Origin of the sequence: Geobacillus sp. FJAT-46040 (assembly GCF_002335725.1) — a bacterium.
Classification (GTDB): Bacteria; Bacillota; Bacilli; order Bacillales; family Anoxybacillaceae; genus Geobacillus; species Geobacillus thermoleovorans.
Map to the genome: position 1 here is coordinate 1,932,839 of NZ_NISS01000001.1, position 26,011 is coordinate 1,958,849.

The 26,011-nt window shown below is 51.8% G+C and carries 28 protein-coding genes and 1 pseudogene; 10 read left to right on the forward strand and 19 right to left on the reverse strand.

Annotated elements, in window-relative coordinates; genetic code table 11:
- Nucleotides 1-55: 55 nt before the first annotated feature.
- A complete protein-coding gene (def, locus tag CD000_RS10180) occupies nucleotides 56-610 on the forward strand; it encodes a peptide deformylase (RefSeq protein ID WP_014195340.1) in 555 nt (184 codons plus the stop codon).
- 52 nt (nucleotides 611-662) lie between these two features.
- Here the strand turns inward: def and CD000_RS10185 are convergent, their stop codons facing one another.
- Nucleotides 663-1,445 carry a Cof-type HAD-IIB family hydrolase gene (locus CD000_RS10185; RefSeq protein WP_020278630.1) on the reverse strand — a complete coding sequence of 261 codons (783 nt, stop codon included), beginning with the start codon at nucleotides 1,443-1,445 and terminating at the stop codon, nucleotides 663-665.
- A 176-nt stretch (nucleotides 1,446-1,621) separates the two neighbouring features.
- On the opposite strand from CD000_RS10185, the gene CD000_RS19425 reads away from it, so the two are divergent.
- The 3 genes from CD000_RS19425 to rnjA all read left to right on the forward strand — a co-directional run bounded on the left by CD000_RS19425 (nucleotide 1,622) and on the right by rnjA (nucleotide 3,782).
- Nucleotides 1,622-1,756, forward strand: a complete 135-nt coding sequence (locus CD000_RS19425; protein WP_014195339.1) for a hypothetical protein — start codon at nucleotides 1,622-1,624, stop codon at nucleotides 1,754-1,756.
- Nucleotides 1,757-1,902: 146 nt separating this feature from the next.
- Nucleotides 1,903-2,118 carry a DNA-dependent RNA polymerase subunit epsilon gene (locus CD000_RS10190; RefSeq protein ID WP_011230554.1) on the forward strand — a complete coding sequence of 72 codons (216 nt, stop codon included), beginning with the start codon at nucleotides 1,903-1,905 and terminating at the stop codon, nucleotides 2,116-2,118.
- On the forward strand, nucleotides 2,115-3,782 hold the full coding sequence (rnjA, locus tag CD000_RS10195) for a ribonuclease J1 (protein WP_096225587.1): 1,668 nt from the start codon (nucleotides 2,115-2,117) through the stop codon (nucleotides 3,780-3,782). Before CD000_RS10190 ends, rnjA begins: the two co-directional genes overlap by 4 nt.
- A gap of 71 nt (nucleotides 3,783-3,853) precedes the next feature.
- Here rnjA and CD000_RS10200 read toward each other — a convergent pair whose 3' ends face one another.
- From CD000_RS10200 to fadH, 9 genes are all read right to left on the reverse strand, one after another.
- Nucleotides 3,854-4,516, reverse strand: a complete 663-nt coding sequence (locus CD000_RS10200; RefSeq protein WP_096225588.1) for a potassium channel family protein — start codon at nucleotides 4,514-4,516, stop codon at nucleotides 3,854-3,856.
- 168 nt (nucleotides 4,517-4,684) lie between these two features.
- Nucleotides 4,685-4,927: a YkuS family protein gene (locus tag CD000_RS10205; RefSeq protein WP_011230551.1), complete on the reverse strand. Its 243-nt coding sequence runs from the start codon at nucleotides 4,925-4,927 to the stop codon at nucleotides 4,685-4,687.
- Between the two features lie 55 nt (nucleotides 4,928-4,982).
- A complete protein-coding gene (locus tag CD000_RS10210; protein WP_011230550.1) occupies nucleotides 4,983-6,116 on the reverse strand; it encodes an N-acetyldiaminopimelate deacetylase in 1,134 nt (377 codons plus the stop codon).
- A 59-nt stretch (nucleotides 6,117-6,175) separates the two neighbouring features.
- On the reverse strand, nucleotides 6,176-6,886 hold the full coding sequence (gene dapD / locus CD000_RS10215) for a 2,3,4,5-tetrahydropyridine-2,6-dicarboxylate N-acetyltransferase (RefSeq protein WP_011230549.1): 711 nt from the start codon (nucleotides 6,884-6,886) through the stop codon (nucleotides 6,176-6,178).
- A 196-nt stretch (nucleotides 6,887-7,082) separates the two neighbouring features.
- The gene (gene cbpB, locus CD000_RS10220) at nucleotides 7,083-7,556 is read right to left on the reverse strand and encodes a cyclic-di-AMP-binding protein CbpB (protein ID WP_011230548.1); all 474 of its coding nucleotides are present in this window, start codon (nucleotides 7,554-7,556) and stop codon (nucleotides 7,083-7,085) included.
- Between the two features lie 102 nt (nucleotides 7,557-7,658).
- Entirely contained in the window at nucleotides 7,659-7,862 is a 204-nt protein-coding gene (gene abbA / locus CD000_RS10225) for an antirepressor AbbA (protein ID WP_013145903.1), read from the reverse strand.
- Between the two features lie 125 nt (nucleotides 7,863-7,987).
- Complete coding sequence (locus CD000_RS10230; RefSeq protein WP_011230546.1) at nucleotides 7,988-8,221, reverse strand: hypothetical protein; 234 nt, start codon at nucleotides 8,219-8,221, stop codon at nucleotides 7,988-7,990.
- A 48-nt stretch (nucleotides 8,222-8,269) separates the two neighbouring features.
- Nucleotides 8,270-9,487 (reverse strand): EAL domain-containing protein, encoded by a 1,218-nt coding sequence (locus CD000_RS10235; protein WP_044743258.1) that lies wholly within the window; start codon nucleotides 9,485-9,487, stop codon nucleotides 8,270-8,272.
- Between the two features lie 216 nt (nucleotides 9,488-9,703).
- Entirely contained in the window at nucleotides 9,704-10,471 is a 768-nt protein-coding gene (fadH, locus tag CD000_RS10240; protein WP_011230544.1) for a 2,4-dienoyl-CoA reductase, read from the reverse strand.
- Between the two features lie 143 nt (nucleotides 10,472-10,614).
- Between fadH and CD000_RS10245 the strand changes: the two genes are divergently transcribed.
- A complete protein-coding gene (locus tag CD000_RS10245) occupies nucleotides 10,615-11,484 on the forward strand; it encodes a metallophosphoesterase (RefSeq protein ID WP_020278634.1) in 870 nt (289 codons plus the stop codon).
- Between the two features lie 68 nt (nucleotides 11,485-11,552).
- On the forward strand, nucleotides 11,553-11,987 hold the full coding sequence (locus CD000_RS10250) for a YkyB family protein (protein ID WP_014195334.1): 435 nt from the start codon (nucleotides 11,553-11,555) through the stop codon (nucleotides 11,985-11,987).
- Nucleotides 11,988-12,138: 151 nt separating this feature from the next.
- Here CD000_RS10250 and CD000_RS10255 read toward each other — a convergent pair whose 3' ends face one another.
- The 5 genes and pseudogenes from CD000_RS10255 to CD000_RS10275 all read right to left on the reverse strand — a co-directional run.
- Nucleotides 12,139-13,545 (reverse strand): glycosyltransferase family 2 protein, encoded by a 1,407-nt coding sequence (locus tag CD000_RS10255; protein ID WP_096225589.1) that lies wholly within the window; start codon nucleotides 13,543-13,545, stop codon nucleotides 12,139-12,141.
- The gene (locus tag CD000_RS10260; RefSeq protein WP_014195332.1) at nucleotides 13,545-14,570 is read right to left on the reverse strand and encodes a HEAT repeat domain-containing protein; all 1,026 of its coding nucleotides are present in this window, start codon (nucleotides 14,568-14,570) and stop codon (nucleotides 13,545-13,547) included. The genes CD000_RS10255 and CD000_RS10260 overlap by 1 nt, the downstream gene beginning before the upstream one ends.
- Nucleotides 14,567-16,198, reverse strand: a complete 1,632-nt coding sequence (locus CD000_RS10265; RefSeq protein ID WP_096225590.1) for a diguanylate cyclase — start codon at nucleotides 16,196-16,198, stop codon at nucleotides 14,567-14,569. The genes CD000_RS10260 and CD000_RS10265 overlap by 4 nt, the downstream gene beginning before the upstream one ends.
- Before the next feature lie 702 nt (nucleotides 16,199-16,900).
- Complete coding sequence (locus tag CD000_RS10270) at nucleotides 16,901-18,295, reverse strand: IS4 family transposase (protein WP_233130424.1); 1,395 nt, start codon at nucleotides 18,293-18,295, stop codon at nucleotides 16,901-16,903.
- Nucleotides 18,296-18,614: 319 nt separating this feature from the next.
- Nucleotides 18,615-19,025: pseudogene (locus CD000_RS10275) on the reverse strand (zinc ribbon domain-containing protein); the annotation flags it as partial.
- 275 nt (nucleotides 19,026-19,300) lie between these two features.
- On the opposite strand from CD000_RS10275, the gene CD000_RS18800 reads away from it, so the two are divergent.
- Nucleotides 19,301-19,831: a helix-turn-helix domain-containing protein gene (locus tag CD000_RS18800; protein WP_198962502.1), complete on the forward strand. Its 531-nt coding sequence runs from the start codon at nucleotides 19,301-19,303 to the stop codon at nucleotides 19,829-19,831.
- Nucleotides 19,828-20,367, forward strand: a complete 540-nt coding sequence (locus CD000_RS18805; RefSeq protein ID WP_233130425.1) for an IS630 family transposase — start codon at nucleotides 19,828-19,830, stop codon at nucleotides 20,365-20,367. The genes CD000_RS18800 and CD000_RS18805 overlap by 4 nt, the downstream gene beginning before the upstream one ends.
- Nucleotides 20,368-20,502: 135 nt before the next feature.
- Here the strand turns inward: CD000_RS18805 and CD000_RS10285 are convergent, their stop codons facing one another.
- Together CD000_RS10285 and corA are read right to left on the reverse strand one after the other, a co-directional pair.
- The gene (locus tag CD000_RS10285) at nucleotides 20,503-21,153 is read right to left on the reverse strand and encodes a glycoside hydrolase domain-containing protein (protein WP_096225592.1); all 651 of its coding nucleotides are present in this window, start codon (nucleotides 21,151-21,153) and stop codon (nucleotides 20,503-20,505) included.
- Nucleotides 21,154-21,224: 71 nt separating this feature from the next.
- Nucleotides 21,225-22,220 carry a magnesium/cobalt transporter CorA gene (corA, locus tag CD000_RS10290; protein WP_096225593.1) on the reverse strand — a complete coding sequence of 332 codons (996 nt, stop codon included), beginning with the start codon at nucleotides 22,218-22,220 and terminating at the stop codon, nucleotides 21,225-21,227.
- Between the two features lie 189 nt (nucleotides 22,221-22,409).
- Here corA and CD000_RS10295 point away from each other — a divergent pair, with 189 nt between their 5' ends.
- Both CD000_RS10295 and CD000_RS10300 read left to right on the forward strand, forming a co-directional pair.
- Entirely contained in the window at nucleotides 22,410-22,637 is a 228-nt protein-coding gene (locus tag CD000_RS10295) for an IDEAL domain-containing protein (RefSeq protein ID WP_011230536.1), read from the forward strand.
- 153 nt (nucleotides 22,638-22,790) lie between these two features.
- Entirely contained in the window at nucleotides 22,791-23,948 is a 1,158-nt protein-coding gene (locus CD000_RS10300; protein ID WP_031212926.1) for an aminotransferase A, read from the forward strand.
- A 300-nt stretch (nucleotides 23,949-24,248) separates the two neighbouring features.
- Here CD000_RS10300 and CD000_RS10305 read toward each other — a convergent pair whose 3' ends face one another.
- Complete coding sequence (locus CD000_RS10305; RefSeq protein ID WP_014195329.1) at nucleotides 24,249-25,223, reverse strand: quinone oxidoreductase family protein; 975 nt, start codon at nucleotides 25,221-25,223, stop codon at nucleotides 24,249-24,251.
- Nucleotides 25,220-26,002, reverse strand: coding sequence for a 2-phosphosulfolactate phosphatase (locus tag CD000_RS10310; protein WP_096225594.1), 783 nt, complete (start codon nucleotides 26,000-26,002; stop codon nucleotides 25,220-25,222). The genes CD000_RS10305 and CD000_RS10310 overlap by 4 nt, the downstream gene beginning before the upstream one ends.
- Between the last annotated feature and the right edge of the window lie 9 nt (nucleotides 26,003-26,011).

Sequence of the window (26,011 nt, forward strand, 5' to 3'; positions counted from 1 at the left end):
TTTGTTAGACTAAACGATAGACAGCGATGCCAAACGTAGGGAGTGAACGAAGCGAATGATCACGATGAAGGACATCATCAAAGAGGGGCACCCGACATTGCGGAAAATCGCCGAACCCGTTCCGTTGCCGCCTTCAGAGGAAGATAAGCGCATTTTGCAAAGCTTGCTTGACTACGTGAAAATGAGCCAAGACCCGGAGCTGGCAGCTAAATACGGCCTGCGGCCCGGCATTGGCCTTGCCGCCCCGCAAATCAACGTCTCAAAGCGGATGATCGCCGTCCATATCACCGATGAAAACGGGACGCTGTACAGCTACGCCTTGTTCAATCCGAAAATCGTCAGCCATTCCGTCCAGCAATGTTACTTGACGACCGGGGAAGGCTGCCTGTCGGTCGACCGCGACGTGCCAGGGTATGTGCCGCGCTATGCCCGCATCACGGTCACTGGGACGACGATCGACGGCGAAGAAGTCACACTGCGCTTGAAAGGGCTGCCGGCCATCGTCTTCCAACATGAAATCGATCATTTAAACGGCATTATGTTCTATGACCGCATCAACCCCGATGACCCGTTTCAAGTGCCGGACGGGGCGATTCCAATCGGGCGCTAAAAAGCCCGCTGTCAATGGCGAGCGGCCTCGCCGAAAAGGCCAAGGCCGCTTTTTATCGGATGAGCTGCAGCTGTTTCAATCCGTACCAAATGCCTTCCTTATCGACCGGTTTCGTAACGAAGTCGGCGACCCTTTTCACTTCCTCATGGGCGTTGCCCATCGCCACCCCGGTTCCGACGAACGAGAGCATTTCAATGTCATTCAATCCGTCGCCGAACGCGTACACATCCTTCTTATCGATCCCGAGCTTTTCGATCATCATGCGGATGCCTTCCGCCTTCGAGCCCCCTGCCGGCAGCACATCCGTCGAGACGTCATGCCAACGGACGAAGCGAAATTCGGGATAGTTGCGCACATACGGTTCTTCTTCCTCGGCGCGGCAAAACAGAAGCGCTTGATAAATGTCTTTGTTCTCATAATAAAGAGGATCGACAGGCGGGTGGGCGAATTTTAGACTCGCCATGCTGACGTGGATGTGCGGATGGTCGCCGATGCTCGCTCTCATTTTCTCCGCATCCATAAAGACGAGCGGATGGCCGTTTTTGTGGGCTTCCTCTGTCAGCGCCCTGACTTTCTCGCGCCGGAGCGGCTGCTTGTATAACACGTTCCCTTCAAAAACGACGTACTGACCGTTGAAGCTGACGAACGAATCGATGCCAAGCTGTTTGCGCACATGCTCAAACATAAACGGAGCGCGTCCGGTGGCGATGGCGACATAAACGCCCGACTGCTTCAGGCGGCGAACCGCTTCGATCGTTGACAGCGGCAGCTGCTTTTGCTCATCAAGAAGCGTGCCGTCGATGTCGAAAAAGACGATTTTTCTGCCCACGTTCACTTCCCCTTGTTAAAAAATTGTTCATTGTCTACCGTACTGAAAAACGCCCGGAATGTCAACCAAGAGGCACGATCTGTTCCATTTTTACCCATGAAAAACAAACCTCCGCCTACATATCATATATAATAGAACATTTACTTTCGCCGCAAAATGAGTACAATAAAAGGTAAGGAGTGATGAAACATGTTGAAAAAGCTGAAAAAAAAGCTGCTTCAACAGTGGAAAGACCTGCTCCGGAAAAAATTGATCGCCTGACCGTTACAACAACAGCCCTTCCATTCGAAGGGCTTCTTTCCCACTTTGGCGAATAAAGCGGGCAACATTCGTCAAAGATGATGCATATCGTCGGCACATCTCACGCCTGTTTTTTGCTTTTGGCAACAAAATACATGAAAAGAAAGTTACATTCTTATATAATAGATAGAGCAACCATTGTACGATAAGGAGAGATTTCACGATGATTTTCAAAGTGTTTTACCAAGAAAACGCAGACGAGGCGCCCGTGAGAGAAAAAACGAAAACACTCTACATCGAAGCAGAATCAGAGCGGGATGTACGCCGAAAACTCGAAGGCCGTCCGATCAATATTGAGTATATTCAGCCGTTAGAGGGAGCGCATCTAGAATACGAAAAGAAAAGCCCGAACTTTCAAGTATTGGAGATTTCATCATGAAGCTGTTGACAGATCAGCAAGTTGGCGTTTTTGCCCTCGGCGGACTGGGTGAAATTGGAAAAAATACATACGGCGTACAATTCCAAGACGAAATCATTGTCATTGACGCAGGCATTAAGTTTCCGGAAGATGAGCTGCTCGGGATCGACTATGTCATTCCAGACTACTCCTATTTAGTGAAGCACGCGGACAAAGTGAAAGGACTGTTCATCACCCACGGGCACGAAGACCATATCGGCGGCATTCCGTATTTGCTCCGGCAGGTGAACATCCCGATTTACGGCGGCAAATTAGCGCTTGGGCTGATTCGCAATAAGCTTGAGGAACATGGATTGTTGCGCCAAGCGAAACTCATTGAGATTCGCGAAGACGATGTCATCCGCTTTCAAAAAACGGCCGTCACCTTTTTCCGGACGACACACAGCATTCCGGACAGCTACGGTATTGTTGTGAAAACGCCAGTCGGGCAAATCGTTCACACTGGGGATTTTAAATTCGACTTTACGCCGGTCGGCGAGCCGGCCAATTTGACAAAAATGGCCGAAATTGGGAAAGAAGGAGTTCTTTGCCTGCTGTCGGACAGCACGAACAGCGAGATCCCGCATTTTACGATGTCGGAGCGGCGCGTCGGTGAAAGCATTCACGACATTTTCCGCAAGGTGGAAGGACGCATCATTTTCGCCACATTTGCATCAAACATCCACCGTCTCCAACAGGTGACGGAAGCAGCCGTCGCCAACAACCGAAAAATCGCTGTCTTCGGTCGAAGCATGGAAGCGGCGATTGAGATCGGACAAGACCTCGGCTATATCAAATGTCCGAAAGGCACGTTCGTCGACGCGAACGAAATCAACCGCCTGCCGGCCAACCGGGTGACGATTTTATGCACCGGCAGCCAAGGGGAGCCGATGGCCGCCTTGTCGCGCATCGCCAACGGCACGCACCGGCAAATTCAAATCATCCCAGGCGACACGGTCGTCTTTTCCTCATCGCCGATTCCGGGCAACACGGTGAGCGTCAACCGGACAATCAACATGCTGTACCGCGCCGGCGCAGAAGTCATCCATGGCCCGCTCAACGACATCCATACGTCCGGCCACGGTGGGCAGGAAGAACAAAAATTGATGATCCGGCTGATGAAGCCGAAATATTTCATGCCGATCCACGGCGAATACCGCATGCAAAAAATGCACGCCAAGCTCGCCATCGACTGCGGCGTGCCGGAGGAAAACTGCTTTATTATGGACAACGGCGAAGTGCTTGGCATCAGCGACAAAGAAGCGCGCATCGTCGGCAAGATCCCGTCCAGCTCCGTCTACATCGACGGCAGCGGTGTCGGCGACATCGGCAACATCGTCTTGCGCGACCGCCGCATTTTGTCTGAGGAAGGGCTCGTGATTGTCGTCGTCAGCATCAACATGAAAGAGTTCAAAATCGCCGCCGGCCCGGACATTATTTCTCGCGGCTTCGTCTATATGCGTGAGTCCGGTGACTTAATCAGCGAAGCGCAAGTGTTGATCTCCAAGCATCTCGAAAAAGTGCTGGAACGGAAAACGAACCAATGGTCGGAGATCAAAAACGAAATTACGGAAACGCTCGCTCCGTTCTTGTACGAGCGGACGAAACGGCGGCCAATGATTTTGCCGATCATCATGGAAATCTAAAGAAAAAAGGGCGTCCTTGTAAAAGGATGCCCTTTTTCCGTCATCATCATGCACAGGCCGCCTGCCAGCCGTCAACCGACCACTTTTTCCTCAAACCGGTCAATGTCGCTGTCAGCGCCGATGACGACCAACACGTCGCCTTTGCGGATGATTTCCGAGGCGAGCGGGGAGACGATGACGCTTGTTCCACGCTTGATGGCGACGATGTTGATGCCATAGCGGGCGCGGATGTCAAGCTCCAAAAGCGAATGGCCGTCAAGCCGCTCGCTTGCCACGATTTCGACAATGCTGTATTTGTCCGACAGCTCCAGATAATCTAGGACGTTGTTGGAAATCAAGTTGTGGGCGATCCGCTCGCCCATGTCCCGTTCTGGATGCACGATTTGGTCAGCGCCGATTTTTTTCAGCACTTTCTCATGGTAATCGTTCGTTGCCTTGACCGTAATATGGTTGACGCCGAGCTCTTTTAAAATCAGGGTCGTCAAAATGCTCGCCTGGATGTTGTCGCCGATCGCGACAATGACATGGTCGAAGTCGCGGATGCCTAAACTTTTCAGCACGTTTTCATCGGTCGTGTCGCCGACGACGGCGTACGAAGCGATCGACGCAAATTCGTTTACCCGGTCTTCATCAATATCGATGGCCAATACTTCCATCCCTTGTTCGCTCAGCGTCCGGCAGATGCTGCCGCCAAAGCGCCCGAGGCCGATGACGGCAAACTGTTTCTTTTTCATTGACACTCCTCCATCGTTGATCAAGCATTGTTTCTCCCCTTATTTTAGCAAAAAAGAAAAAGGAACGAAAACGTTCTTCGTTCCTTTTCCACCATTCCTTTACGCTATGCGATTTTGCCATTTCGCCCAAAAGCGGGCTGCCAGCGCACACAGCCCGAACGTTCGTCATCAGCGAAGTTTTTCTTCGACTTTTTGGCAAATCTCTTCTGCGGTGAGCCCGCTCGCTTCAATGACCGGACCGGACGTCACGATGTTGTGAATGCCGGCGATATTGGCGTCCAGGCCGGTAATGACGCAGCAGTCGCAGCCTCTTGCGTCTTGCTCCCCTCGGAGCGGCACAACGTCATATCCTCGCTCTTTCAACGCTTCCTGTACGTCCGTCAACGATGGCTCAACACCAATTTTCGCCATCACAATCCACCTCCTCACACTCATTAATGTGTGTTGCTAGAGGCGGAACTATACTTCATTCTGCGTTTCCTTTCCATGAAAAATAGTCGATTAAAAACGCGATGGCGCGGTCGATCGCTTCCTCGTTCGGAGCCAGTTTTGCATGGTGCAGCCCATATGGTGAGGCGACGCCAAGCCAAAACATAAAACCCGGGATGTCCGCCAGCATATAGCCGAAATCTTCGCCAGTCATCGCTTCTTTGCAACGGATCACATTCACGCCGCCGTGCGCCTTGGCAAACTTCATAAATTCCGCTGTCAGATCCGGATCATTATACACTTCATGGTACATGGCACCGTAATCGATGGATGCTTCACATTCGTACGCGACTTCAATGCCATGCACGATCGCTTCAATCCGCCGCTTCACCTTCTGCATCGCTGCAGTCGACAGCGTCCGAATCGTTCCTTCGAGCCGGGCGTGCTCCGCAATGACGTTCTGCACCGTCCCGCCGGCAATTTTTCCGATCGTAATGACCGCGCTGTCGAGCGGATCGACGTTGCGGGCGACGATCGACTGCAGCTGCGTCACCAATGCGCAGGCGGCGACGACCATGTCATTCGCTAAATGCGGAAACGCCGCGTGGCCACCTTTCCCCTTCAGATCGATAAACAGCTCCGACGTATTGGCAAACAGCAACCCTTCTTTCGTTGCAATCGTGCCGACGGGATATTCCGGCGCAATATGCAAGGCGACGATGATATCCGGCTTCCATTCCCGCATGATGTCGCTTTCTAACATCGGCTTTGCTCCGCCCGGTCCTTCCTCGGCCGGCTGGAATACAAACAGCAAATCGTCTTTCAGTGGATGATGAGCAAAATGAGTGAGCACACCAAGAGCGATGCTCATATGCACATCGTGGCCGCACGCGTGCATGCGCCCTTCATGTTTCGACCGATACGGCAAGCCGGTCTCCTCGCGAATCGGCAGCCCGTCCATATCGGCGCGGTAGCCGATCGTTTTGCGCGGCGATGTTCCGTTGACTTTGACGAAAATCCCCGTTTTCCACGTCCGGACTTGAAGCCGCTCTTGCGGCAGGGACTGGATATAGCGAAGCAAATATTGCTGCGTCTTAAACTCCTGAAACCCAAGCTCCGGAATTTGATGCAAGTCGCGGCGAATGGCGACAAATGGGCTGATTGCAGACATCGTCTCTCCTCCATGGGCAAAAAAGCTGTCCTCGTGTGAAGGGACAGCTTTTATGATGATTATAATTGGCGAAGCTCCTGCTTAATCTCCGTTTTCGCCCGCGTTTGCTCGTCGATCTGCTTAATGACGCGCGCCGGCACACCGGCCACGACCGTATACGGCGGCACGTCTTCGACAACAACGGCGCCGGCAGCCACAACCGCTCCTTTGCCGACCGTGACGCCTTCCAAAATAACGGCATTCGCCCCGACGAGCACATCGTCTTCAATGACGACCGGCTTGGCTGATGGCGGCTCGATCACGCCTGCCAACACCGCGCCGGCGCCGATATGGCAGTTTTTCCCGACCGTCGCCCGGCCGCCGAGCACCGCATTCATGTCGATCATCGTTCCTTCGCCGACGACGGCGCCGATATTGATGACCGCTCCCATCATAATGACGGCGTTGTCGCCGATTTCGACATGGTCGCGGATGATGGCGCCCGGCTCAATGCGCGCCTTGATGCCTTTCAAATCCAGGAGCGGAATGGCCGAGTTGCGGCGGTCGTTCTCGACGACATAGTCCTCGATTTTGTCTTGATTCGCTTCGATTGCCGCTTGAATGTCTTGCCATTCGCCAAACACGACGCCGACGTTGCCCGTGATAAATGTTTTGGCGCTTGAGCCGAAATCGATGCCTTCGAGATCCCCTTTTATGTATACTTTGACTGGTGTCGATTTTTTGCTGTTTTGAATAAAGGAAATGATTTCATTGGCGTCCATCATCTTCATGGGCGATATCCTCCTTTACACCTGTATTCTTTTTTACTTTAGCAAAACAGAGATCATTGTGACAAGCACAAATTCATCGAGCAAAATGCTGTAAATATCTTCTCGAAGGCTTGCACTTGCGGAAGTTGCCACGCAGCTTCCGAACTGATCAGCCAAAGCCAGCTGCTCTTGTTATTGCACACGATTATCTTTCTGCTCATTGTTCAGCCTCTTTTCGGCCTAGCTTCCGGCCGCCATTAGGCCTGTGCAGCTGTTTATTCAGTTGCTTCAGTACTTCCCGTCGAGTGAAAATGCCTGCAAAATATCCGTCGTCATTTTCCACACACACGAACGGATGATTGACAATAAGCCCCACTGCCTTCATCAGGCTGTCGTCAAGCCGCAGGCGCGGAATGTTTCGGTTCATCACTTCTTCGACCTTCATCGTCTCGAGACGTTCAAATTCGATGCGCTCCAATCCTAAAATTGCATCCATCATCATCGTCATGCTGATGAGCCCATGCAGTTTATACGATGTATCGAGAACTGGAATCGCTGAATAGCCGGTTTTCGTCAGGACGAGCAGCGCATGATCCAAATAATTTCCCGGCTGCACATGCGCCACTTTATCCGCCGGAATCAGAAATGGCTTGACAGTCATTTGCATGAATTCATTGTGTTCCCATGTCATGCCGATGTTCCGCCTTTCTTCTGCATCTTCTCCTCTCCACATTGTTATCATACCATAAAAAAGACTATCGCTTCCTGCGATAGCGATAGTGCACAACAATTTTTATCCTTCCTCTTCCTCTGTCAACAGTCGGTCGTATAAACGCAACAGCTGCCGGTACCGGTGTTCATCGACCTCCTTGTCTCCGTTTTCGATATCCGCCAGCTCGGAGCGGATGAGCTCGAGTGCATATTGCTGGCTGAACAAAACGTCAAGCAATAACGCCGCTTCCTCGCCCGACAGCCTTGTCGGCAGCCGCTTCGTCATCTCCATTCCCCCTTTGCCTCTTCCGCTTCCATATATATTCGCCGGCAAAGGAAAAAAGTCGTGGAAAAAAGCGTCATTTGCGGACAGGCAAAAAGGCCACCCATATGAATGGAATGGCCTTTTTTTCAATAATAGCGCAACGCCAAATAACCAATGGCAAAAATGGCGAGCAAGACAGCGAGTACGTAAGCGAGGAACACCGGGTTGCGCAAGTAGGCATGCTCCTCGACCGTTTTCGGAATCGGCCCGTCAAGCTCCCCTTGCCAACGCTGTTGGCGTCCGAGGCGAACCGTATAGACGAACCCAATGACCGCGATCAATACAGAGAGGGCGGATAACACAAAAGTTAACTGTGCCATAAGTTTCACCTCATGTTTACTTTGCCGCAATGAGGCGATTTTATGCAGTCAATAATGGGCGTCATGCTCAAACAAATAGCTGTACGACAAGTCAATAAACAAGTAATGGCGCTCATCGATCGGATACGAATACGTCCGGATCGTTTCCCCTGTTTCAATATCCGTGTATAAATCGGACAAAATCCCTCTTCGGCGCGAGCGCATGCGAATAATGTTTTCCAAAAAATACGGGCGCCAGCTCCAGTTTTTCATATAATATTGCGGCTGAAGCTCCCACCGGCCGCCGCGCTTGAACATATTGCCCGACTGCTGGAAGCCGTCCTCATCACAAACATAAATGCGGAAGCAAACATCGTCGAGCTCGCCGGCCAACAGGGAAATGAGCTCGTTAAAATCGGCGGCTTTTTTGTATTTGCCAAGCAGCGCGCTGATCCGCTGCTGAAACTGCTCAGCAATTTGATACAGCGTTTCAAGCTTTTTCTTTTCCTGCTGGATGAAGCGATGGCACTCTTGGCGGAGCAAGTCTTTCAACAGATCACGCGGCACGACTTCCGGCGCCGGCTTAGCCAAATAGTATCCTTGGTAGTAGCGGCCGCCATGCCGCCAAGCGTACTGAAGCTGAAATGATGTTTCAATATCCTCATACAGAAGCGTCGCTCCGATTTTGCGCGCCAACAACGAAATGGAATGAACGATTTCTTGATAAGCTTGGTGGACCGACGTTTTTCGCAATTCATGCAAGTCGATTTTTAAAATGTCAGGCGACAAAACGCCGATTCGCTCAAGATGAATGCTATGTTCGGCGATGTTGTCGACCGCCACTTTAACGCCGTATGTACGAAGATACGTCAATAAATGGCTGAGCTGATCGACGTCTCCCTTGAAATGCTGCTCGTTGATTTCCAAAACGATGCGGCTTGGGGCCAACCCTTTCGCTTCATAGGAGAGAAGCAGCTGCAAAAACGACTCGCCGCGGTCAAGCATCAGCAAGTTGGCGTCGCGGTTTAAAAAAATGAGCAGCGTTTGATCATCAAGCGACAGAAAATAGTCGAGCGCTTTTTTCGTGATCACATCATCCACTTCGATGCGAAATTCTTCTGGAATGGTTTCATCGTGAAAAAACGGCCCAAGGCTGACCGGCCCTGTTTCCGTTTGAAACCGACCGAGCACTTCATAGCCGACGACCCCATGCTCATCGGCGCTGAAAATCGGTTGATAGTGCGGAATCACTTGCGGCAAGTTGGCCATCACGTCTAATGCATCCATCGTGTTCACCTCATCCCCATCGACCATCTTTGCCTTTATTATAGCATAATTGCCCAATCGTTCCTGACTCGTAAAAAAAGCGGCTCCCCTGACAGCAGGGAATCCGCTTGTGACAAAGGCCGTTGCGTGCAATGAGCCGGTTGCCCGCGATAAATGAAGAAATACCGCCTGCAATCCCTTTTGGGTGAGGACCATCTTGCTTTATGGCAAATTTGATTAAAACGGCCGCCGGTTCAGCCATTGGCCGCCGTCGACTGTGATGCAAGCGCCGTTAATGTAAGCGGCTTCATCCGAAAGCAAAAACGAAGCGACCGCCGCGATTTCTTCCGGCGTCCCGAGCCGCCCGAGCGGCACGCTTTCCAACGTCATCCGCTCCGCTTCCTCTGATTCCCAAAGCCGCTCCGCCCCGCCGGTCCGCTCAATCGGTCCGGGAGCGATCGCATTGACGCGGAAGCCGTACTTTTTCCCCCATTCCACAGCAAGCGTGCGCGTCATTGCCAGCACTCCAGCCTTGGCGCTCGCTGAATGAATGACCCCGGCGCCGGCATGCCAGGCATATGTCGCAACGATGTTGATAATGTTCCCTTTCAAGCCGCGCTGAATCCAGTAGTTGCCGACTTCCCGGCTGCAGTAAAACGTGCCGTTTAACACAATGTTAATGACGCTGTTCCAGCCGTTGATCGACAACTTTTCCGCCGGGCAAATGAAATTGCCAGCCGCGTTGTTGATGAGGGCATCGATGCGGCCGAATTCCGCATCAGTCCGCTCCACCATGTGCGCCACTTGTTCCGGGTTGCGCACATCCATCGGGATCGTAAGCACTTTTCCTCCATCCGGCGCGGCGATTTCCCGCTTGGCCTCTTCGAGCGCCTCGGCCCGCCTTCCCGTAATGACGACGTTGGCCCCATCAGAAACAAACCGCTTCGCCATATATTTCCCCATTCCGCTCGACCCGCCGGTCACAATGATCACTTTTCCGTTCATCCATTTCTCCTCCTATGACTGATTACTCATTCATTTTTATCATATCATAAAATAGTGGAATATTCGAACATCTTAGTCCTCCTATTGTCCTTTTCCCTCTCTTTTCGTTATAATAAAGTTGCTTGTGAAAGGACGGCGAAACGATGCACCATATCGAAACAACCAAACTAAGCCGACGCGCCTTTTTGAAAAAGCTGGCGCGCACAAGTTTCAGCGCAGCGCTGGCGATGGCAGCCGCCTCTGGATACGCCCGCTGGATTGAGCCAGCCGAGCTGACCGTGACGCACCATGCGCTGTCGCATCCGCTGATCCCAAAGTCGTTTGCCGGCGTCAAGCTGCTGCAGTTCAGTGATCTCCATCTCGGCCATTATTACGGCTTGAAACGCTTTTACCGCATTATCGGCCGCATCAACGAACTCGGGCCCGATCTCGTCGTATTCACAGGTGATCTGCTCCATGAGGCGAACCGGTATCCGCACGTCAACGCGGTCGCTGAGGCGTTGGCTGGCGTCCGTGCTCCTCTTGGAAAATTTTGCATTTACGGAAACCATGATCACGGCGGCTACGGGACAGATATTTACCGTCGATTGATGGAACGAGCCGGGTTCCGCGTTCTCGTCAATGAGCATGCACTCGTCCGGCGCGGCCATGACGCGATCGCTATCGCCGGCAGCGACGATATGATGCTCGGACGCCCGGACTGGTCGAAAATGACGAACGGCATTCCTCGGGCGACATATACGATCGCCCTCGTTCATGAGCCGGACGGTGCCATTGAGGCTCGCCGCTTCCCTATTCACGTTCAACTCTCCGGCCATAGCCACGGCGGGCAAATTCAGTTGCCGTTTATCGGACCGCTCATCACGCCGCCGTTGTCTGAGCGGTATTATGAAGGGTTTTACCACGTCGGCGGACTCTTGTTGTACGTCAACCGCGGCCTTGGCACAACAAGGGTGCCGCTTCGCTTCTTCGCTCCGCCGGAGTTGACCGTTTTTTCGCTTACCCCCGGATAGAAGTAGGACAAACCGGGCAACAACACCGCTTCCTATGTTATAATAGAAGGAAAAAAGGAGACATGCCGATGAAACCGGTGCAATTGACGGTCGACAATATTGCCAAAGCGATTTTTACCGTCAACCGCCATGCCAAAACAGCATTGAACCCTTCGTTTCTTTATCTTCTGAAGAAAAAAGCGATCGAGAAGCTGCTTGAGGAGGGCAAGGCGAAAAAAGTGGGCCTCCATTTTTCCCGCAATCCGAGATACAGCCAACAGCAATCCGACGTGCTTGTCGCCGTCGGCGACTACTACTTCCACATCCCACCGACAAAACAAGATTTCGCCGCCCTTCCGCACCTTGGCTCTCTCAACGATTCATACCGCAACCCTCCAGCTCGGATGCCGCTGTCAGAGGCAAAAGCCATTCTCATCGCCTACACCGGACTGAAGGAAAAGCCGGAACAAAAGCCGAAACGGCTGACAAGACCCGTATTTAAACGGCTCGGCGACCGCTATTAAGCGGACGCCGAGCCGTGACCTGGCTTTTCTCTTTGAATTCATCATGTTTTCGTGAATATTCCTCTTTGGGTTCGATCACGATCACTTGGGGAGACATGCACTGATTCGTCAAGCCGAGGCGCACCCTTTTCGCTCTATTCTCTACCTATGTTTACACCGACACTCCTTTTCGCTTTATGCTCCCCCATTGCTTTTTCCGGCGAACAGCGTCGATCACCCCTTCGCACCGCCACCAAGCGGTAAGCGGACGGTACCAAAATGTCTCAGTCAACGCGAAGAAAAACAGCTTCACCAAATCAGAGATGCTCGGGAACTTCCGCTCAGTCCACTCTTCAAGCAAGACGGCTGCTGCTGATAACAGCGAACCGTACAAAACCGAAACCGTCAGCAAAAGAAGAGCGAATTCGACGTACAAGTTTCCGAGAAATAAGGAGAAAACAACGACAATATAGCCCATCAATTCAACGATCGGACCAAGAAGCTCAATGAACCAAAAATACGGCAGCGAAAGAAGGCCGATTGAGCCATATTTTGGATTGAATAGCATCGATCGATGCATCCATAAGCTTTCCAAAAGCCCGCGATGCCAGCGCCGCCGCTGCCTCCGCAAATCCCCATACGTTTCCGGTGCTTCTGTCCAGCAGACCGGGGCGGGGATATAGATGATTTTTTTCTCCTCGTTTTTTTCACGCGCCAGTCGATGCAGGCGCACAACGAGTTCCATATCCTCGCCGGCCGTATCCGCATACCCGCCTGCCTCGATTACCCACTGTTTGGAAAAAACGCCAAACGCACCAGAAACAATCAGCAGCAAGTTATGGCGGCTTAAGCCGAGGCGGCCGAGCAAAAACGCTCGCAAATATTCAATTATCTGCATAATGACAAGCGGCCGCCGCGACAAACCGACCTTGACGATTTCACCGCGTTCAATCCGACAGCCGTTGGCGATCCGGACCGTCCCTCCAGAAGCAATGACCTCTCCGTCGGATTCAAGCATCGGTTTCATCACCTTCAAAAACGCGCGCCGCTCAAGAACAGAATCGCCGTCGATGGAGCAAATGTATGGATAGCGGGCGGCGTTGATCCCCGCGTTTAACGCATCCGCCTTCCCGCCGTTTTCTTTATCAAGGACGAATAAGTGCGGATAGGCCGGCGATCGGTAGATGGCTTTGATTTCTTTTGCCGCCAGCTGGCGGCGAATCACGCGATACACGGGCCGAAGCCCGAAATGCTCAATCAGCTGCTCAAGCGTCCGATCCGTCGAACCGTCATTGATGACGATCACCTCATATTGCGGATATTCAATGCTGAGCAGCGAGCGAACCGAACCAACGATGCCGGCTTCCTCATTATAAGCTGGAACAAGAATCGATATCGGTTTTGCGTAGCTGGCATCGAGCAATTCTTCATACGGCTCCCAATCGTCAAGACGACGAGTGCGGCGCAAGTGAATGAAAGCTACCACAAGCAAAAACGTATAAAAGGCGAGAACGACAGCCATATAAATGAGCACGACATGCCCGATAGCCGATAGAAACGCTTGCCCCCCTTCCACCATCACCCCTCCTCTCCAATCCATTGCTTCGCCATGTCACGGGCATAACGGTCCTCCGCTGTGCACGCCGCTTTATGCAGCATCGCCCGGCCGCCCGGCAGGCGCACGATGGAGGCAGCCGCTTCCGAACGAACGGCGAATGAACGGTCGGCCAGCCGCTCATAGAGCAAGGGAAGCAACCGTTCTTCGCGGCATTTTCCGGCGAGACGGACTGCCATCAGCCTCTCTTGCCAATGCGGCGAGCGCAAGTGGCGATCCAGCTTTGTCGCTTCAATCGACACGCCAATTTCTGCCATCGCCTTAAGCGCGCGAACACGAAGCTCCAACTCATCTGATGTCAACAGCTCCAGCAAAAACGATCGCTCCCCTCGTCGGCGGATGCCGATCATATCGATGAACGCGCATTTCCCTGCCCGCGGCAGCTCATCAAATCGCTGTTCCACCTGTCGAAGAAGCCGCTCGCTCATATGGCCAAAAATGACCCGATAGGAAAACTCCGTTAACTTATATTTCGGTTCGAGCACATATGCAATCACTGGGCTGTAATCAAATTGGGCGAAAATGGCCAATAGTTTCGCCGCCTCACCTTTCGTCACCCGGTTGGAGCGATACAGCCGCTCCATCTCCGGCAGCATCGCCTTCACCTGCAAATCCTCGATCAAAAACAGCGCGTTCATCCGCTCGCTCCAATGACGGCTTGACAGCCTTCGATGCAGCCATCCTTGGAAATGCATCTCCGCCAATGTTCGAATTCGCTCCTGCACTTGCTCTCCGTTCAAGAGTGAAGCAAAATGGTCAAGAAGCTCCATCATCGCTTCACGCTCAAGAGGGGAAGCCGGCAAAAGCATCTGTTCCTCCTCGCCGAGCAGATACCGAAGCAACCAAAGCCGATGCCGTTCCTTATAAACTCGCAGCCGGGCTTGGCGCCGGTTTTCCCGCCATTTGCGCACCACGAGATAGAGGAACAAAACGATCAACACCGCAAACAAAGCGATTGCTGCCGTGAAGACGACCAACAGCGCCATCACTCATCCAGCTCCTTCAGCAGCCGGCGCAGCCGCGCCTCAAGTTCAAACCATTTGAACGGCTTTGTCACATATTCGTCCGCTCCTCGGTTCAGCACATGGGCAATATCCCGCTCATCTTGGCGCGACATCAGCAGCATCACCTTGTATGGCTTTCGCTCTTGACGGAGGCGGTTCAGCACCTCAAGGCCGTCCATTTTTGGCATCACCCGATCCAAAATGACGACAGATTGCCGCCCGCTTTGATAAAACGGAGATTCGAGAAACGAAAGGCCGTCGCCAAACTCGTAAATGTCTGCTTTCCTCCCCTGCTCATTGACGAGCTTGCGGACAAGATCAGCAATCATCATCCGCACGAGTTCATCGTCGTCTACGATGGCAATCGCCCATCGCCGCCGATCCGTTGATGATTGGCTTGGGGCCTCATCCGAAGAACCGCTTTTCTCACGCGCCGCCTCTTCGATCCGATTGCCGCCGCCTCGTTTCGCCGCATACAGCGCCTTGTCGGCCAGACGCAGCCAATAGTCAAGCGGCCGATCCGGTTCATCGCACTCAACCAGGCCGGCGGAAAACGTACATGATAGAAGTGCGCCATCCGCCTCGATTTTTTCGGCGGCGAACTGGCGTTGCAGCCGCTCAAGCACTGCCCGAGCCTCGCTTTTGGACGTTTTGGCCAGCCAAACGACAAACTCTTCGCCCCCAAAGCGAACGACGGTATCCACTCCACGTGTATGTTGGCGCAAAAAGGCAGCCAGCTTTTGCAATACCGCATCGCCTGCAAGGTGGCCGAAACGGTCATTGACTTGTTTGAAATGGTCCAAATCAAGCAACGCCAAACAGCTTGGCGCTCCGTAACGCTCGAGGTCGCTCCGAAGGCGGGCGTATACCCGCGGCAAATACTTCCGGTTGTACACACCTGTCAATTCGTCAATGAGCACAAGGTCATCGATTTTTCGTTTTTTTTCAATGAGCCGGCGAACGCGAACGAACAGCTCATCTGCCGCTGGGGTGGTGATGACATCATCCGCGCCAAGCTCATAACCTTTCAACCGCCCCTCTTTGCCCTCGTCTCTCCTCACAATGACAACAGGAAGATAGGGGCGCTGTCCGGCGCGCTCAAGCAAAACCGTCAAGTCCGGATTCTCCCACTCTCCCTCCTTCACGCTGACGATGATGCAATCCGGGCTGAGACGAAACATCGACGCGGCCGCCTGCTCAAGGGAGGGAATCGTCGTGAAACGCCATGGCACGGTTTGCAGGGCGCCGCGGAGATAAGCAAAAAATAGCGGATCATTTCCGCAGAGAAGAACGACGGCTTCCGGTCCTCCGCGTTGCGGGAGGGAAGTGATTGGAGAAGAATCGGTTTCTTCGGCTTCATAGCAGCGGCAAAGGAGCGGAACCATCTCCGCCAGCGCCTCCTCCGCCGTCCATTGCCGTTCCTTTTGCCTGTTCGTGCGCTGAAGAATCCGTTCCGCTTCGGCAGCGATATCATTGCGGCCGATCACCTCCGCCGCCCGGCCGATGGCACCGAAAAACCGGGTCAACTCCGCGCTGCTGAGCGGCGGTGAAGCCTCCCATTGTTCATACTGTTCTTTTATCCGGTCTAGTAACGAGACGACATAGGAATCCAACTTCCCTCTCCTTTCCTCATGGTAAACATTTCCTAATTGTGATAAAAAAAAGCCCCGAGCTGCTTCCGTTTTCACGTCCCCCCTTTTTTTCCCTATTATCAATATAGTCGACACGGTCTACATAGGTGCAATTTGAATGAAAAATCCGCGCATCAGAAAAACGTTTGAATTTCCGACACGGTCTACATATATAAGTTGAAACTTTGTTTTACATCCAGTAGAACGCCCGCTGCATTCTATCAAAATGACTTGTTATGAAGGAAAACAGAATCGAACAATCGGAAAATCTTTATTGCAACTTATATAGGTGCAATTTGAATCTTTAACATTTGTAGTTTTTACAGAGCGATTGGATCGACTGTCGGGCGAGCGAACAATGCCGCTTCCGGAACCATGTATGGGGCTGCGAAGCGGGTGATTGTTCGGTCACCGCCAGTCGAAAAGTGGATAAGCGACTTTTCCGTCAATGATATGTTAAACTTTTTCGTTGCATGTATATAAAACATTCTGGTCTTCCTTCTTCACTTACCCGGGGCAGAAGAGGGGACCTCTCACCATACCCGTCAAGTTTAGCGGTATAAAATTTTTAAGACGATACTCGTGTTCATCCCCGCAGTGAATGATGGGGATCACATCCATTATTGGGCATACCAAATACCCCTCCAGAAGAGGGGTATTTGGTATTTATATCCATATCTAATTCTACCATATCTCTAATTTCGTTAAGATATCTGATGCCGTTTCTTCCCCTTTCCTTCGACCTTTCTTGGCATGTTTTCGTAACAGGGAAAGGAGAGAGAAAAGGTTGATTTCCGCCATATGCGAACGCAAAAGCAACTGGTGCCAATACGATTGGAGAAGATCGAGCGCTTTCCGTTCACTGATTTCAATGTCTTCCTTTTGATGCCAATACATCCGAGCTTGAAACAGAAACGTCTGGGTGACCAAAATGGCAATCAACGTCCCGTATAAATGGCATTCGAAACGTTCTTTTTTCATCTCCTTGACTTTCTCCAAATCAAATACGGATTTCCAGGCTTTAAACAACAATTCAATTTGCCAGCGCAGGGAATAGAGCTCATAAACCTGTTGACCATCAAACGACTCTTGTGGTAAATTCGTCAGTAAGATGTGGTATTTCTTTTGTTCGAGGGTTTGGCGTGCCAGCGCCTTCCCTTTTCTTTTTTCCTTTTTCCGCACATACGCCATCCGTTTTTGCCATTCTTCCGCCGTCAGACGGCGGAAAACCAACCGTGGAACATACAAGCGTTCATGTCCGATGTATACATGTTCCATTTCCACTGATTCCCCTTCCTCTAATTGATTCCCAAGGGATTCCCAATCCCATTCCTTCCACTGGCCATTCTCCTTGATATACACTTTCATATCGGAACAGAGCCGAGTAATATAATACGCTCCGCGGGCGTCGATCTCGGCCAGTGCGGCAACGGAGAAAAAGCCCAAATCCCGAATACATAGGTCATTCGGTAAAATCGTATGCTGGGCATGATAGGCAAAACGAGCGTCCGAGTCATTGGCCGATTGAACGCATAGCTGAAGGCAGGCGCCGGATAACAAGTCATATTCAAACTGAATTTTCACCCCCGACGAAACGGAACCTCGATAGTCTTCCCCATAGTCAGCGGGAACCAAAAAGCTGGTTGAGTCCAAAATCCGCAGGCGGGTAAAACAAGTTCGATAGGTCTCCATGGCTGACAAAAGCAATGGACGTTGATGCAGGAGGAGAAGGAAAAACACTTCTCGCAAAAATGCCACGGCCCGATCGGTAAAACGCTGATTCAAGCCTTCGCTTGAAAGGGAACAGCCATGCCAGAGCGTCAAGGCCGCACACAACCGCTGAAGCGACTGTTTGGCCAGTGAGCCATCTCCCCATGCACAGAGAGTCAGAAAGGCTTCCGCCGTTAACGAACGCTGCCGCCGGATAAAGCCTGTTTTCCGTGCGAGACGGGTTAATTCTTCGGGAGAAAAGAGTTGACGAATGGTTTGAATCCATGCTTTCATTTGTTTTTCCATGAAAAAAATCCTTTCTAACGTGGAGTGTTCGTTAGAAAGGATACCATGTTTTTGACGATGCACAAAGACCAAAATTCTTAACTTGATGGGTATGGGACCTCTCACACTCCCCTGCGCTCAAGCGCATTCGGTTGCCGTTCGTCTCGGCTTTCTCCTTATCTAGAAGGCTGGTGAAAAACAACGCCTGCCCCTAGCTGACATCAGATCACTTGAAATGAGAAGCCGATGCCGCAAAGCTTCTCAATTTGAAAAACAAGGTGGGGAAGCGACCTGCTCCTTCAATCACCGATCTTCTATGCAACGGTATCAAGAGCGTGAACTACCCCCACTTAATTTTCTAGCGAAAATTTGAAGTGGGGGCTTCCAAAGAAGTTTGACTGCTTCAAGCAATCCTTATTCTTTGAGGCGTGTCCACTTCGCCGCTAGAGCATAAGACACTCAGGTCTACAGCTTTACTTTTCTTTAAGATGTTTAATGCGCCATTGACATCAGCATTAATTAGTTTGCCAGACTTTGTTCGATACAAGCCGCGCTTAATACGTTTGCCGCTGAACTTATATTCTTTTGGATTGTCGGCATTATATTCAGGAATCTCATCGCCGTCAAAAAAGCTGGCTTGAGACGTATAGGATTCTTCCTGTTTCAAGAATTCAATGCCGTAAAATTCACAAAGATATTCTAGTTTTTCTTTTATGTTACCGAGAGGAATATTGACAAAGTTTTGATTTGTCTTTTTTCCTAGATTAATATTGCGTTGCCATGTTTCCGCATAGCCAATGACAAGTTTGCCAATTTACAATCCGACGTTGTACATGTTCTTGGCAATATGGCACAGTTCTCGAAGAGTCAAGTATTCTTCTTTGGTCAAACCATTTAGCTGTTGTTTGATACAAAAATACATTTTTTCACCTCCCATCTAACTATATTATACTATATTTTACTGAATCTATCCTATTTTCAGCAAAATATATATACATGCTCATTGAAAAGTTAACCTTCGCATAAGCGGTGCCCACTCTGGTTATACTGCTCCTAATGAAAAACATGGAAAAAGGAGCGGAATTCTGCATGAAACGCCTCAAAATCACCGACAACCATGGATGGACGCCCCGGAAACTCCGCAAGCAGGAACGGAAGATCAAAAACGCTCATCTCCGCCAACGTGTGATGGCCGTCCGCCTGGTCATGGAAGGCTATTTGGGCAAAGAGGCGGCTTCCATGGTCAACGTGTGCCGACAAACCGTTTCCCATTATGTGTCGCTGTTCAACGAAGGCGGCCTTGAACTCCTGCTTCATCGGGATTTCTCCCCCGGGCGGGAGCCGTTTCTCACGGAAGAACAGCAAGAAAAGATCAAACAGCTTGTATTGACCACCACTCCCGCGGAACTGGGCTGGGACGTCGCTTCGGCGTGGAACACCAAACTCCTGCAATCCTATGTCGCAAAGCAATTCGGTGTTTCCATTTCCCGCGAAGTGTTGCGAAAACTCCTGCACCGCAAAGGGCTGTCGTGGACACGACCGACGTACACACTGGCGAAAGGAAATCCGGATGAGCAAAAGCAATTTGAAAAACAAATGGATCTGATAAAAAAAACTTGATCACCAAGGAGACAGAAGATGCTGTTCTTCTGTACATCGATGAAACCCATATCCGCTCTTACCATGTCTTGCGGTCCACATGGTCGGAAGTCGGCCGCCAAAAACAAGTGCCGACGTTTGGCCATCATGCCCACGTATCGCTGTTTGGCGCGGTCAACGTCCATGATGGTGAAACGGTGCTTCATCAAACAACTGCCGCCAATGCTGCGACGTTCTTGGATTTCTTGAGAATGCTCAAAGAGCGCTATCCAGACCGTCTCATGGTCTTGGTGTTGGATAACGCCCGCATTCACCATGCCAAGATGGTCAAGGAGTTTTTGCGGGAAGAAGGGCAGTGTTTTCACTTTATTTACCTTCCTCCCTATTCGCCACAGCTGAACCCGATTGAACGCTTATGGAAATGGTTGAAAGATATGGTGATTGCCAATGTCTTTCACAAGGATCGCAACGATATCATTCAAGCCATTACTCGGTTTGTCCAATACATCCACGAACGTCCGGAGGAAGTGCTGCAACGCTTAGGGTGTGCAGGATGAGAAGTTAACTCTTTATGTTGCATGTATATAGTTAAGGCGATTCATCTCCCACTTACTCCGCTTCGCTTCGTTGAAGTGGGAGTCTTCTCGCCTAATTAAGATAAAAAGGCCGTTGCCTTGTTGCAACGGCGCTGTTTAATATAAAAAGTCAAGCAAGCGGCGGTCCGCCAAATTCGTATCCACCGGACAAACTTCCGCGTCACGCCCGTACTGCCACACCCAGACATTCGCGCTGCAAGGCGGGGCGGCCGGCTGGTAACGCGGCGCTTTTTGTTCTTTCGTCGTTCCCGGCCTTGGAGCCGCGCTCCAAATGACGGCCTGCACCGCCACTTGGTTGTTCCTCCCCACCGCCTCGCAATAAGCGGCGGCGAAATCTCCCTTCGTTGGATCGGCGTACAGTCCCGGGCGATACCCGGTCGGATAAAGCGTTTCCACCCAAGCAGCGATCCAAGCCGCGTCGACGGCAAAAAAGTCTTCAATGTTGGCAAACAGCAATTTATTTTTCGGAATGCCGAGCCGCCGCGCATGAAACACCGCATTGCGCGCCGCCACCTGACCGTTCGCATAGCCGACCGCTTCGCGGAAGGCGTTATAAATCGGCAGCACCTTCACGCCATAGCTGCGGATGCGGGTGATCTCGTCCCGCGTCAACCCTTCCGACACATTAGGCACTTCCACCAAATAGCGGCCCCAAAATTTCGGATAACCGAGCTCTGTCCGTACGCATTGAAACAATTGGTCCGTTACGACTTGCGCCGAATCAACGCCCCAAACACCTCTTACCATCCTTCCCCCTCCTTCGCGGTCACATTGCCACAGTTATGTATATGAGAGGGACAGCTTGTTTTATACGGCTGCTAGCGGCGCTCCCGCTCCTCCTTCGCCCAGTCGCCTTTCAACAACTGAAACCAGCCGTTGCGCTTAAACCAGACGAACATCGTCATGCCGATCACCGCCATGGCAGCCAATACAACAAAGTATCCGTACTTCCAGTGCAATTCAGGCATATAATCAAAGTTCATCCCATAAATGCCGGCAATAAAGGAGAGCGGCATGAAAATGGTCGTAATGGCTGTAAATGTCATCATAATATTGTTCATTCGATTCGAGTTGAGCGATAAATAGCTGTCGCGGATATCCGCGGTAATTTCTCGGTTTGTCTCAATCATTTCCGACAGCTTCAGCAAATGATCATAAATGTCATGAAAGTACAGCTGCTGTTCTTTCATGCGCTGCAGCCGGTCGGAATGGATGATGCGGTACAACAAGTCGCGCATCGGCACGATCGTTCGGCGCAGCTTCGATAAATCGCCGCGGATGTCAAACACTTTTTCAATAATGTCGTGAATCGGTTCATTGTTCGTATTCTCCTCTAAATCGTTCAGCACGTCTTCAATATGGTAAAGCGGTGGAAAATAATCATCCACAAGCTTGTCGATCAGCCGGTACATGACGTGAAACGGCCCCTGCTGAACATCTTCTTCATGCTTCAATCGCTCCCACACCTCATCGACCGCGTGAATGGCCGACTTATGAAACGAAACGATGAAATTTTGCCCGACAAACAAATCGACTTCCTCAGCCTCCAGCGTCATCCCGGCAATGGCATGAAGCACAACAAACAAGTAGCGGTCATAAAAATCGAGCTTCGGCCGCTGCACATATTCGAGACAGTCTTCAATCGCCAGTGGGTGAAAACGGAAAAAGGAGGCGAGCAGCGCCGATTCCTCATCCGTCGGCTCATGAAAGTCAACCCAATACCATGAGACGTCCGGGCTGTTGACAAGCGTTAAGTCAACATCATACAAAATCTCAAATTCTTTTGTCACGACACACGTGCGAATCATCGCCATCACCTTTGCCTTGTTCTCCTCTTATCATAACCGAAAAACTGTTAAGTCCCAACAAAAAACGGGTATAAAAATCATGTAGAGAAAAAATTGACAAAAAATATTTATCTAAATTTTCTTTACATTAGCATCAAAAACGACGATAATATAAGAAAGGGAACTGTTTCGTTCCCATATGGGAGGGACTGAATCATGTACGAAAAACAATACCCGAATGAAGGCGCCGTTTTGTTCAACCAGCCGGAAGAAAAAAGCAGCTACGGGCCGATGGCCGAACAAGTGCTGAAAGAAGCGATCTTCCAGTTTCAAAGAAAAAAACTGATGGAGCAAATTGATGAAGCGCTCGCGGCCGGCAACAAGCCGCTGTTTTTCAAGCTTTCCGCCCAATATAACGACCTGTTGAAAAAATACGGCGCGTAAAAGGAGCGAACGAAGTTGGAAAGTGAATCGTCGATGACCAAGTGAGCCCCATTTCCGTTTGTGGGAACAATCCGGACGGAAAGGGGCTCATTTTTGTTTTTTCGTTTTCCTCGCCAATGGTACAATAGAAACAAAAAAGAAAGGTGGACAACCGTGAAACACCTCATTCAACCACGTGTTCAAGCCATTCAGTTATCAGGCATCCGCCAATTTTTCAACCTTGTCGCCGACCGACCGGGACTTGTTTCCTTGACGATCGGCCAGCCTGATTTCCCAACGCCCGATCATGTCAAAGCAGCCGCTCAGGAGGCGATCGCCGCCGATTTCACGACGTATACAGCGAACGCCGGCCTGCTGGAACTGCGCCAGGCGGCTTGCCAATTCGTCGCTGACAAGTACGGCCTTCGCTACACGCCGGATGAAGTCATCGCCACCGTCGGCGCCAGCCAGGCGCTTGATATTACGTTTCGCACCATTTTAGAAGAAGGGACAGAAGTGCTTCTTCCCGCACCAGTCTATCCCGGCTATGAACCACTCATTCGCCTGTGCGGGGCGAAACCGGTGTACATCGACACAAGGCCAAACGGTTTCCGTCTGTCGGCTGAGCTCATTGCGCCTTATTTGACGGAAAAGACGCGCTGCCTCGTTCTTCCATACCCATCAAATCCAACCGGGACGGCGCTGTCAGCCGAAGAGCTTGAGAACATCGCTTCCCTTTTGAAAGGACGGCCGATTTGGATCGTTTCCGATGAAATTTACAGCGAGCTCGTCTATCGCGGCCGCCATCACTCGATCGCCGAGTGGCTGCCGGAGCAGACGATCGTCATCAACGGTTTAAGCAAATCGCACTCCATGACCGGTTGGCGCATCGGGTTTGTCTTCGCTCCAGCGTTCGCCGTTGAACAAATGGTGAAAGTGCACCAATACAGCGTCTCGTGCACGTCATCGATCAGCCAAAAAGCGGCGGTGGAGGCGCTGACCGCCGGCAAACACGACGCCGAGGCGATGCGCGCCGCTTACGCCGAACGGCTTGAGTATGCCTATCATCGTCTCACCGCCATGGGGTTGCCGGTTGAGAAGCCGGATGGAGCCTTTTACTTGTTTCCGTCAATCGCCGCCTTTGGCATGTCTTCGTTTGATTTTGCCCTCGATGTCGTCGAAAACGCCGGCGTCGCCCTCGTTCCCGGCAGCGCCTTTTCCGAATACGGTGAAGGCCATGTCCGCCTGTCGTACGCTTATTCGCTCGATGTGCTCAAAGAAGGGCTCGACCGGCTCGAGCGGTATATCCAAACGAAGCGCCGCAGACCGTAACGGTTTTCAAAAATCGTATCGGTTTAGGCCGCCATGCCCCCATAAGAAAAAGGCTGCTTTTCTTTCGACTTTTGTTCACCATTGGCTTTAGGGGAATATACAAGAAAAGGGTGTCCCAAAAGGATCGGGACACCCTCTTTCGTCTCTATATATACGCACCGACCGATTCTTCCGCACTATATTTTGTGTCTACGAATTTTCCTTGTTTTCACTCTCATTTCCGCAATCGATTCTTCCGCACTATATTTTGTGTCTACCCTGAAGGCAGACAGCCTTTTGGGTCAGCCCCCTCTTCTTTACTTATGGCACAAGCAATAGCTTGCCATGCGTTTTCCGCCCCTGCAGCAGCCGATGCACTTCAGAAGCCTGCTCAAGCGGGTAGACGCCGCCGATCATCAGCTTCAGGCTTCCTTCCTGCACCCACGCGAGCAATTCCCGCAAACTTTGTTCGTACAACGCCCGCTTTTTCATGATTTGCGGCAAGAAAAAGCCGATCACTGACCAGTTTTTCGCCATCAGCCGGACTGGATTGAGACGCGTCATTTCCCCGCTCGCCGCCCCATATACGACCAGGCGGCCGAACGGAGCAAGGCAATCGAGCGTCTGATGAAAGACATCGCCGCCCGCCATTTCCAAAGCGACATCGACGCCGCGCCCACCGGTCGCCTCCATCACGTCCGCAGCCCAGCTGTCTTTTGTATAATCAATGGTGACATCAGCGCCAAGCTGTTTGGCGAGCGCTCGTTTTTCCTCCGTGCTTGCCGTGGCGATGACCATTTTGGCGCCGAACCGTTTCGCCAATTGGACGGCAATCGTCCCAACGCCGCCGGCTGCGGCATGAACGAGCACCGTCTCCCCTTCTTCCAAGCGGCCCATCGTTTTGAGAATATGGTAGGCGCTTAGCCCTTGCACCGGCAAGGCCGCCGCCTGCCGGGCATCCATTCCATCCGGAAGCGGCACGACCGCCCGTTCATCGACGGCGACAAACTCAGCGTAGCCGCCGGATTCGATCAACGCGACGACGCGTTGCCCCGGGAGGACCGTTTGCACCTCCGGACCAACTTCACGGACAACGCCGGCCACTTCCGTCCCAGGGATGAACGGAAGCGGCGTCGGCACAACATAGCGGCCTTCCCGTCGGGCTGTATCCGCATAGTTGACGCCGATCGCTTCAGCTTCAATCACGACTTGCCGCCCCGTGGGTTTCGGACGTTCGCCTTCGCAAACACGCAAGACATCCGGTCCACCGTATTCAACGAATTGGACAAATTTCATGGCGATATCCCCTCTTTCGTTACTTTTGTCGACGCCATATTGCGCAGTTCCAGGCCGAACGGCCCCAGCTCAAGTTTTGGAACGGCAGAAAGCGACCCGTGCCGGTTGATGTAGTCGATTTCTTTTTCCAAGCCGTACGCCGTCATCCAACGGCCGACGCGCGAGGCAGACAACACTTCTTTCGCCTTTCCTTCATCTGAATATTGCCGGTAAAAGAACCATGCGGCCGTCGCGCTGTCGGACAGCTCCGCCGCGTTGATCCCTTGCTCGATCAAGCAGTGCACAAAGTAGCCGGCGCCATAAAAGTCTTCTAGGCAAAAACGGCCCGACGAGCCGGAACAAATCACAATGATCGTCTCTTCTTGATGTAAACGGCAAATATGCTCGCTGACCGCCGGGCTGTTCAGCAAGCTCGCCGCGTACACCGCACGGGCTGGCTGAGCTCTGCGAATCGCCACCGTGCCATTGGTCGTCGATAGCACGACTGTTTTCCCTGGACAAACCGTTTGCAAAAACAGCGGCGCCGGCGGATGAAAACCGGCGATCGTCCGCCCTTCGTATTCGCCGACGAGCTCATAGCTGCCCTCTGGCAAGCGAAGCGCGATCTCCTTGGCCTCCTCGGCATCGCGCACCGGGATCACCGAACGAGCGCCGGCAGCGAGAACTGCTGTAACCGACGAGGTGGCAAGCAAAACATCGAACACGACAGCCACCTTTCGATCAGCAAGCGCCATCTCATCAATGTCTTCTTTGCGCAGCACGACATGCACTTTTGTCATCACGCCGCC

Excerpts from the sequence above, each read along its gene's own strand:
- CD000_RS10190 (WP_011230554.1), top strand. The coding sequence starts at position 1,903 with ATGATTTTCAAAGTGTTTTACCAAGAAAACGCAGACGAGGCGCCCGTG.
- abbA (WP_013145903.1), bottom strand. The coding sequence starts at position 7,862 with ATGACGAAGCGGCTGCCGACAAGGCTGTCGGGCGAGGAAGCGGCGTTA.
- fadH (WP_011230544.1), bottom strand. The coding sequence starts at position 10,471 with ATGAACGGAAAAGTGATCATTGTGACCGGCGGGTCGAGCGGAATGGGG.
- corA (WP_096225593.1), bottom strand. The coding sequence starts at position 22,220 with ATGGCGATGATTCGCACGTGTGTCGTGACAAAAGAATTTGAGATTTTG.
- CD000_RS10200 (WP_096225588.1), bottom strand. The coding sequence starts at position 4,516 with ATGAAAAAGAAACAGTTTGCCGTCATCGGCCTCGGGCGCTTTGGCGGC.
- CD000_RS18800 (WP_198962502.1), top strand. The coding sequence starts at position 19,301 with ATGAAACGCCTCAAAATCACCGACAACCATGGATGGACGCCCCGGAAA.
- CD000_RS10230 (WP_011230546.1), bottom strand. The coding sequence starts at position 8,221 with ATGGCACAGTTAACTTTTGTGTTATCCGCCCTCTCTGTATTGATCGCG.
- CD000_RS10235 (WP_044743258.1), bottom strand. The coding sequence starts at position 9,487 with ATGGATGCATTAGACGTGATGGCCAACTTGCCGCAAGTGATTCCGCAC.
- CD000_RS19425 (WP_014195339.1), top strand. The coding sequence starts at position 1,622 with ATGAAACATGTTGAAAAAGCTGAAAAAAAAGCTGCTTCAACAGTGGAA.
- CD000_RS10305 (WP_014195329.1), bottom strand. The coding sequence starts at position 25,223 with ATGAAATTTGTCCAATTCGTTGAATACGGTGGACCGGATGTCTTGCGT.
- cbpB (WP_011230548.1), bottom strand. The coding sequence starts at position 7,556 with ATGACATGGGAACACAATGAATTCATGCAAATGACTGTCAAGCCATTT.
- CD000_RS10255 (WP_096225589.1), bottom strand. The coding sequence starts at position 13,545 with ATGGTGGAAGGGGGGCAAGCGTTTCTATCGGCTATCGGGCATGTCGTG.
- CD000_RS10245 (WP_020278634.1), top strand. The coding sequence starts at position 10,615 with ATGCACCATATCGAAACAACCAAACTAAGCCGACGCGCCTTTTTGAAA.
- CD000_RS10250 (WP_014195334.1), top strand. The coding sequence starts at position 11,553 with ATGAAACCGGTGCAATTGACGGTCGACAATATTGCCAAAGCGATTTTT.
- CD000_RS10310 (WP_096225594.1), bottom strand. The coding sequence starts at position 26,002 with ATGACAAAAGTGCATGTCGTGCTGCGCAAAGAAGACATTGATGAGATG.
- def (WP_014195340.1), top strand. The coding sequence starts at position 56 with ATGATCACGATGAAGGACATCATCAAAGAGGGGCACCCGACATTGCGG.
- CD000_RS10285 (WP_096225592.1), bottom strand. The coding sequence starts at position 21,153 with ATGGTAAGAGGTGTTTGGGGCGTTGATTCGGCGCAAGTCGTAACGGAC.
- CD000_RS10295 (WP_011230536.1), top strand. The coding sequence starts at position 22,410 with ATGTACGAAAAACAATACCCGAATGAAGGCGCCGTTTTGTTCAACCAG.
- dapD (WP_011230549.1), bottom strand. The coding sequence starts at position 6,886 with ATGAAGATGATGGACGCCAATGAAATCATTTCCTTTATTCAAAACAGC.
- CD000_RS10210 (WP_011230550.1), bottom strand. The coding sequence starts at position 6,116 with ATGTCTGCAATCAGCCCATTTGTCGCCATTCGCCGCGACTTGCATCAA.
- CD000_RS10205 (WP_011230551.1), bottom strand. The coding sequence starts at position 4,927 with ATGGCGAAAATTGGTGTTGAGCCATCGTTGACGGACGTACAGGAAGCG.
- rnjA (WP_096225587.1), top strand. The coding sequence starts at position 2,115 with ATGAAGCTGTTGACAGATCAGCAAGTTGGCGTTTTTGCCCTCGGCGGA.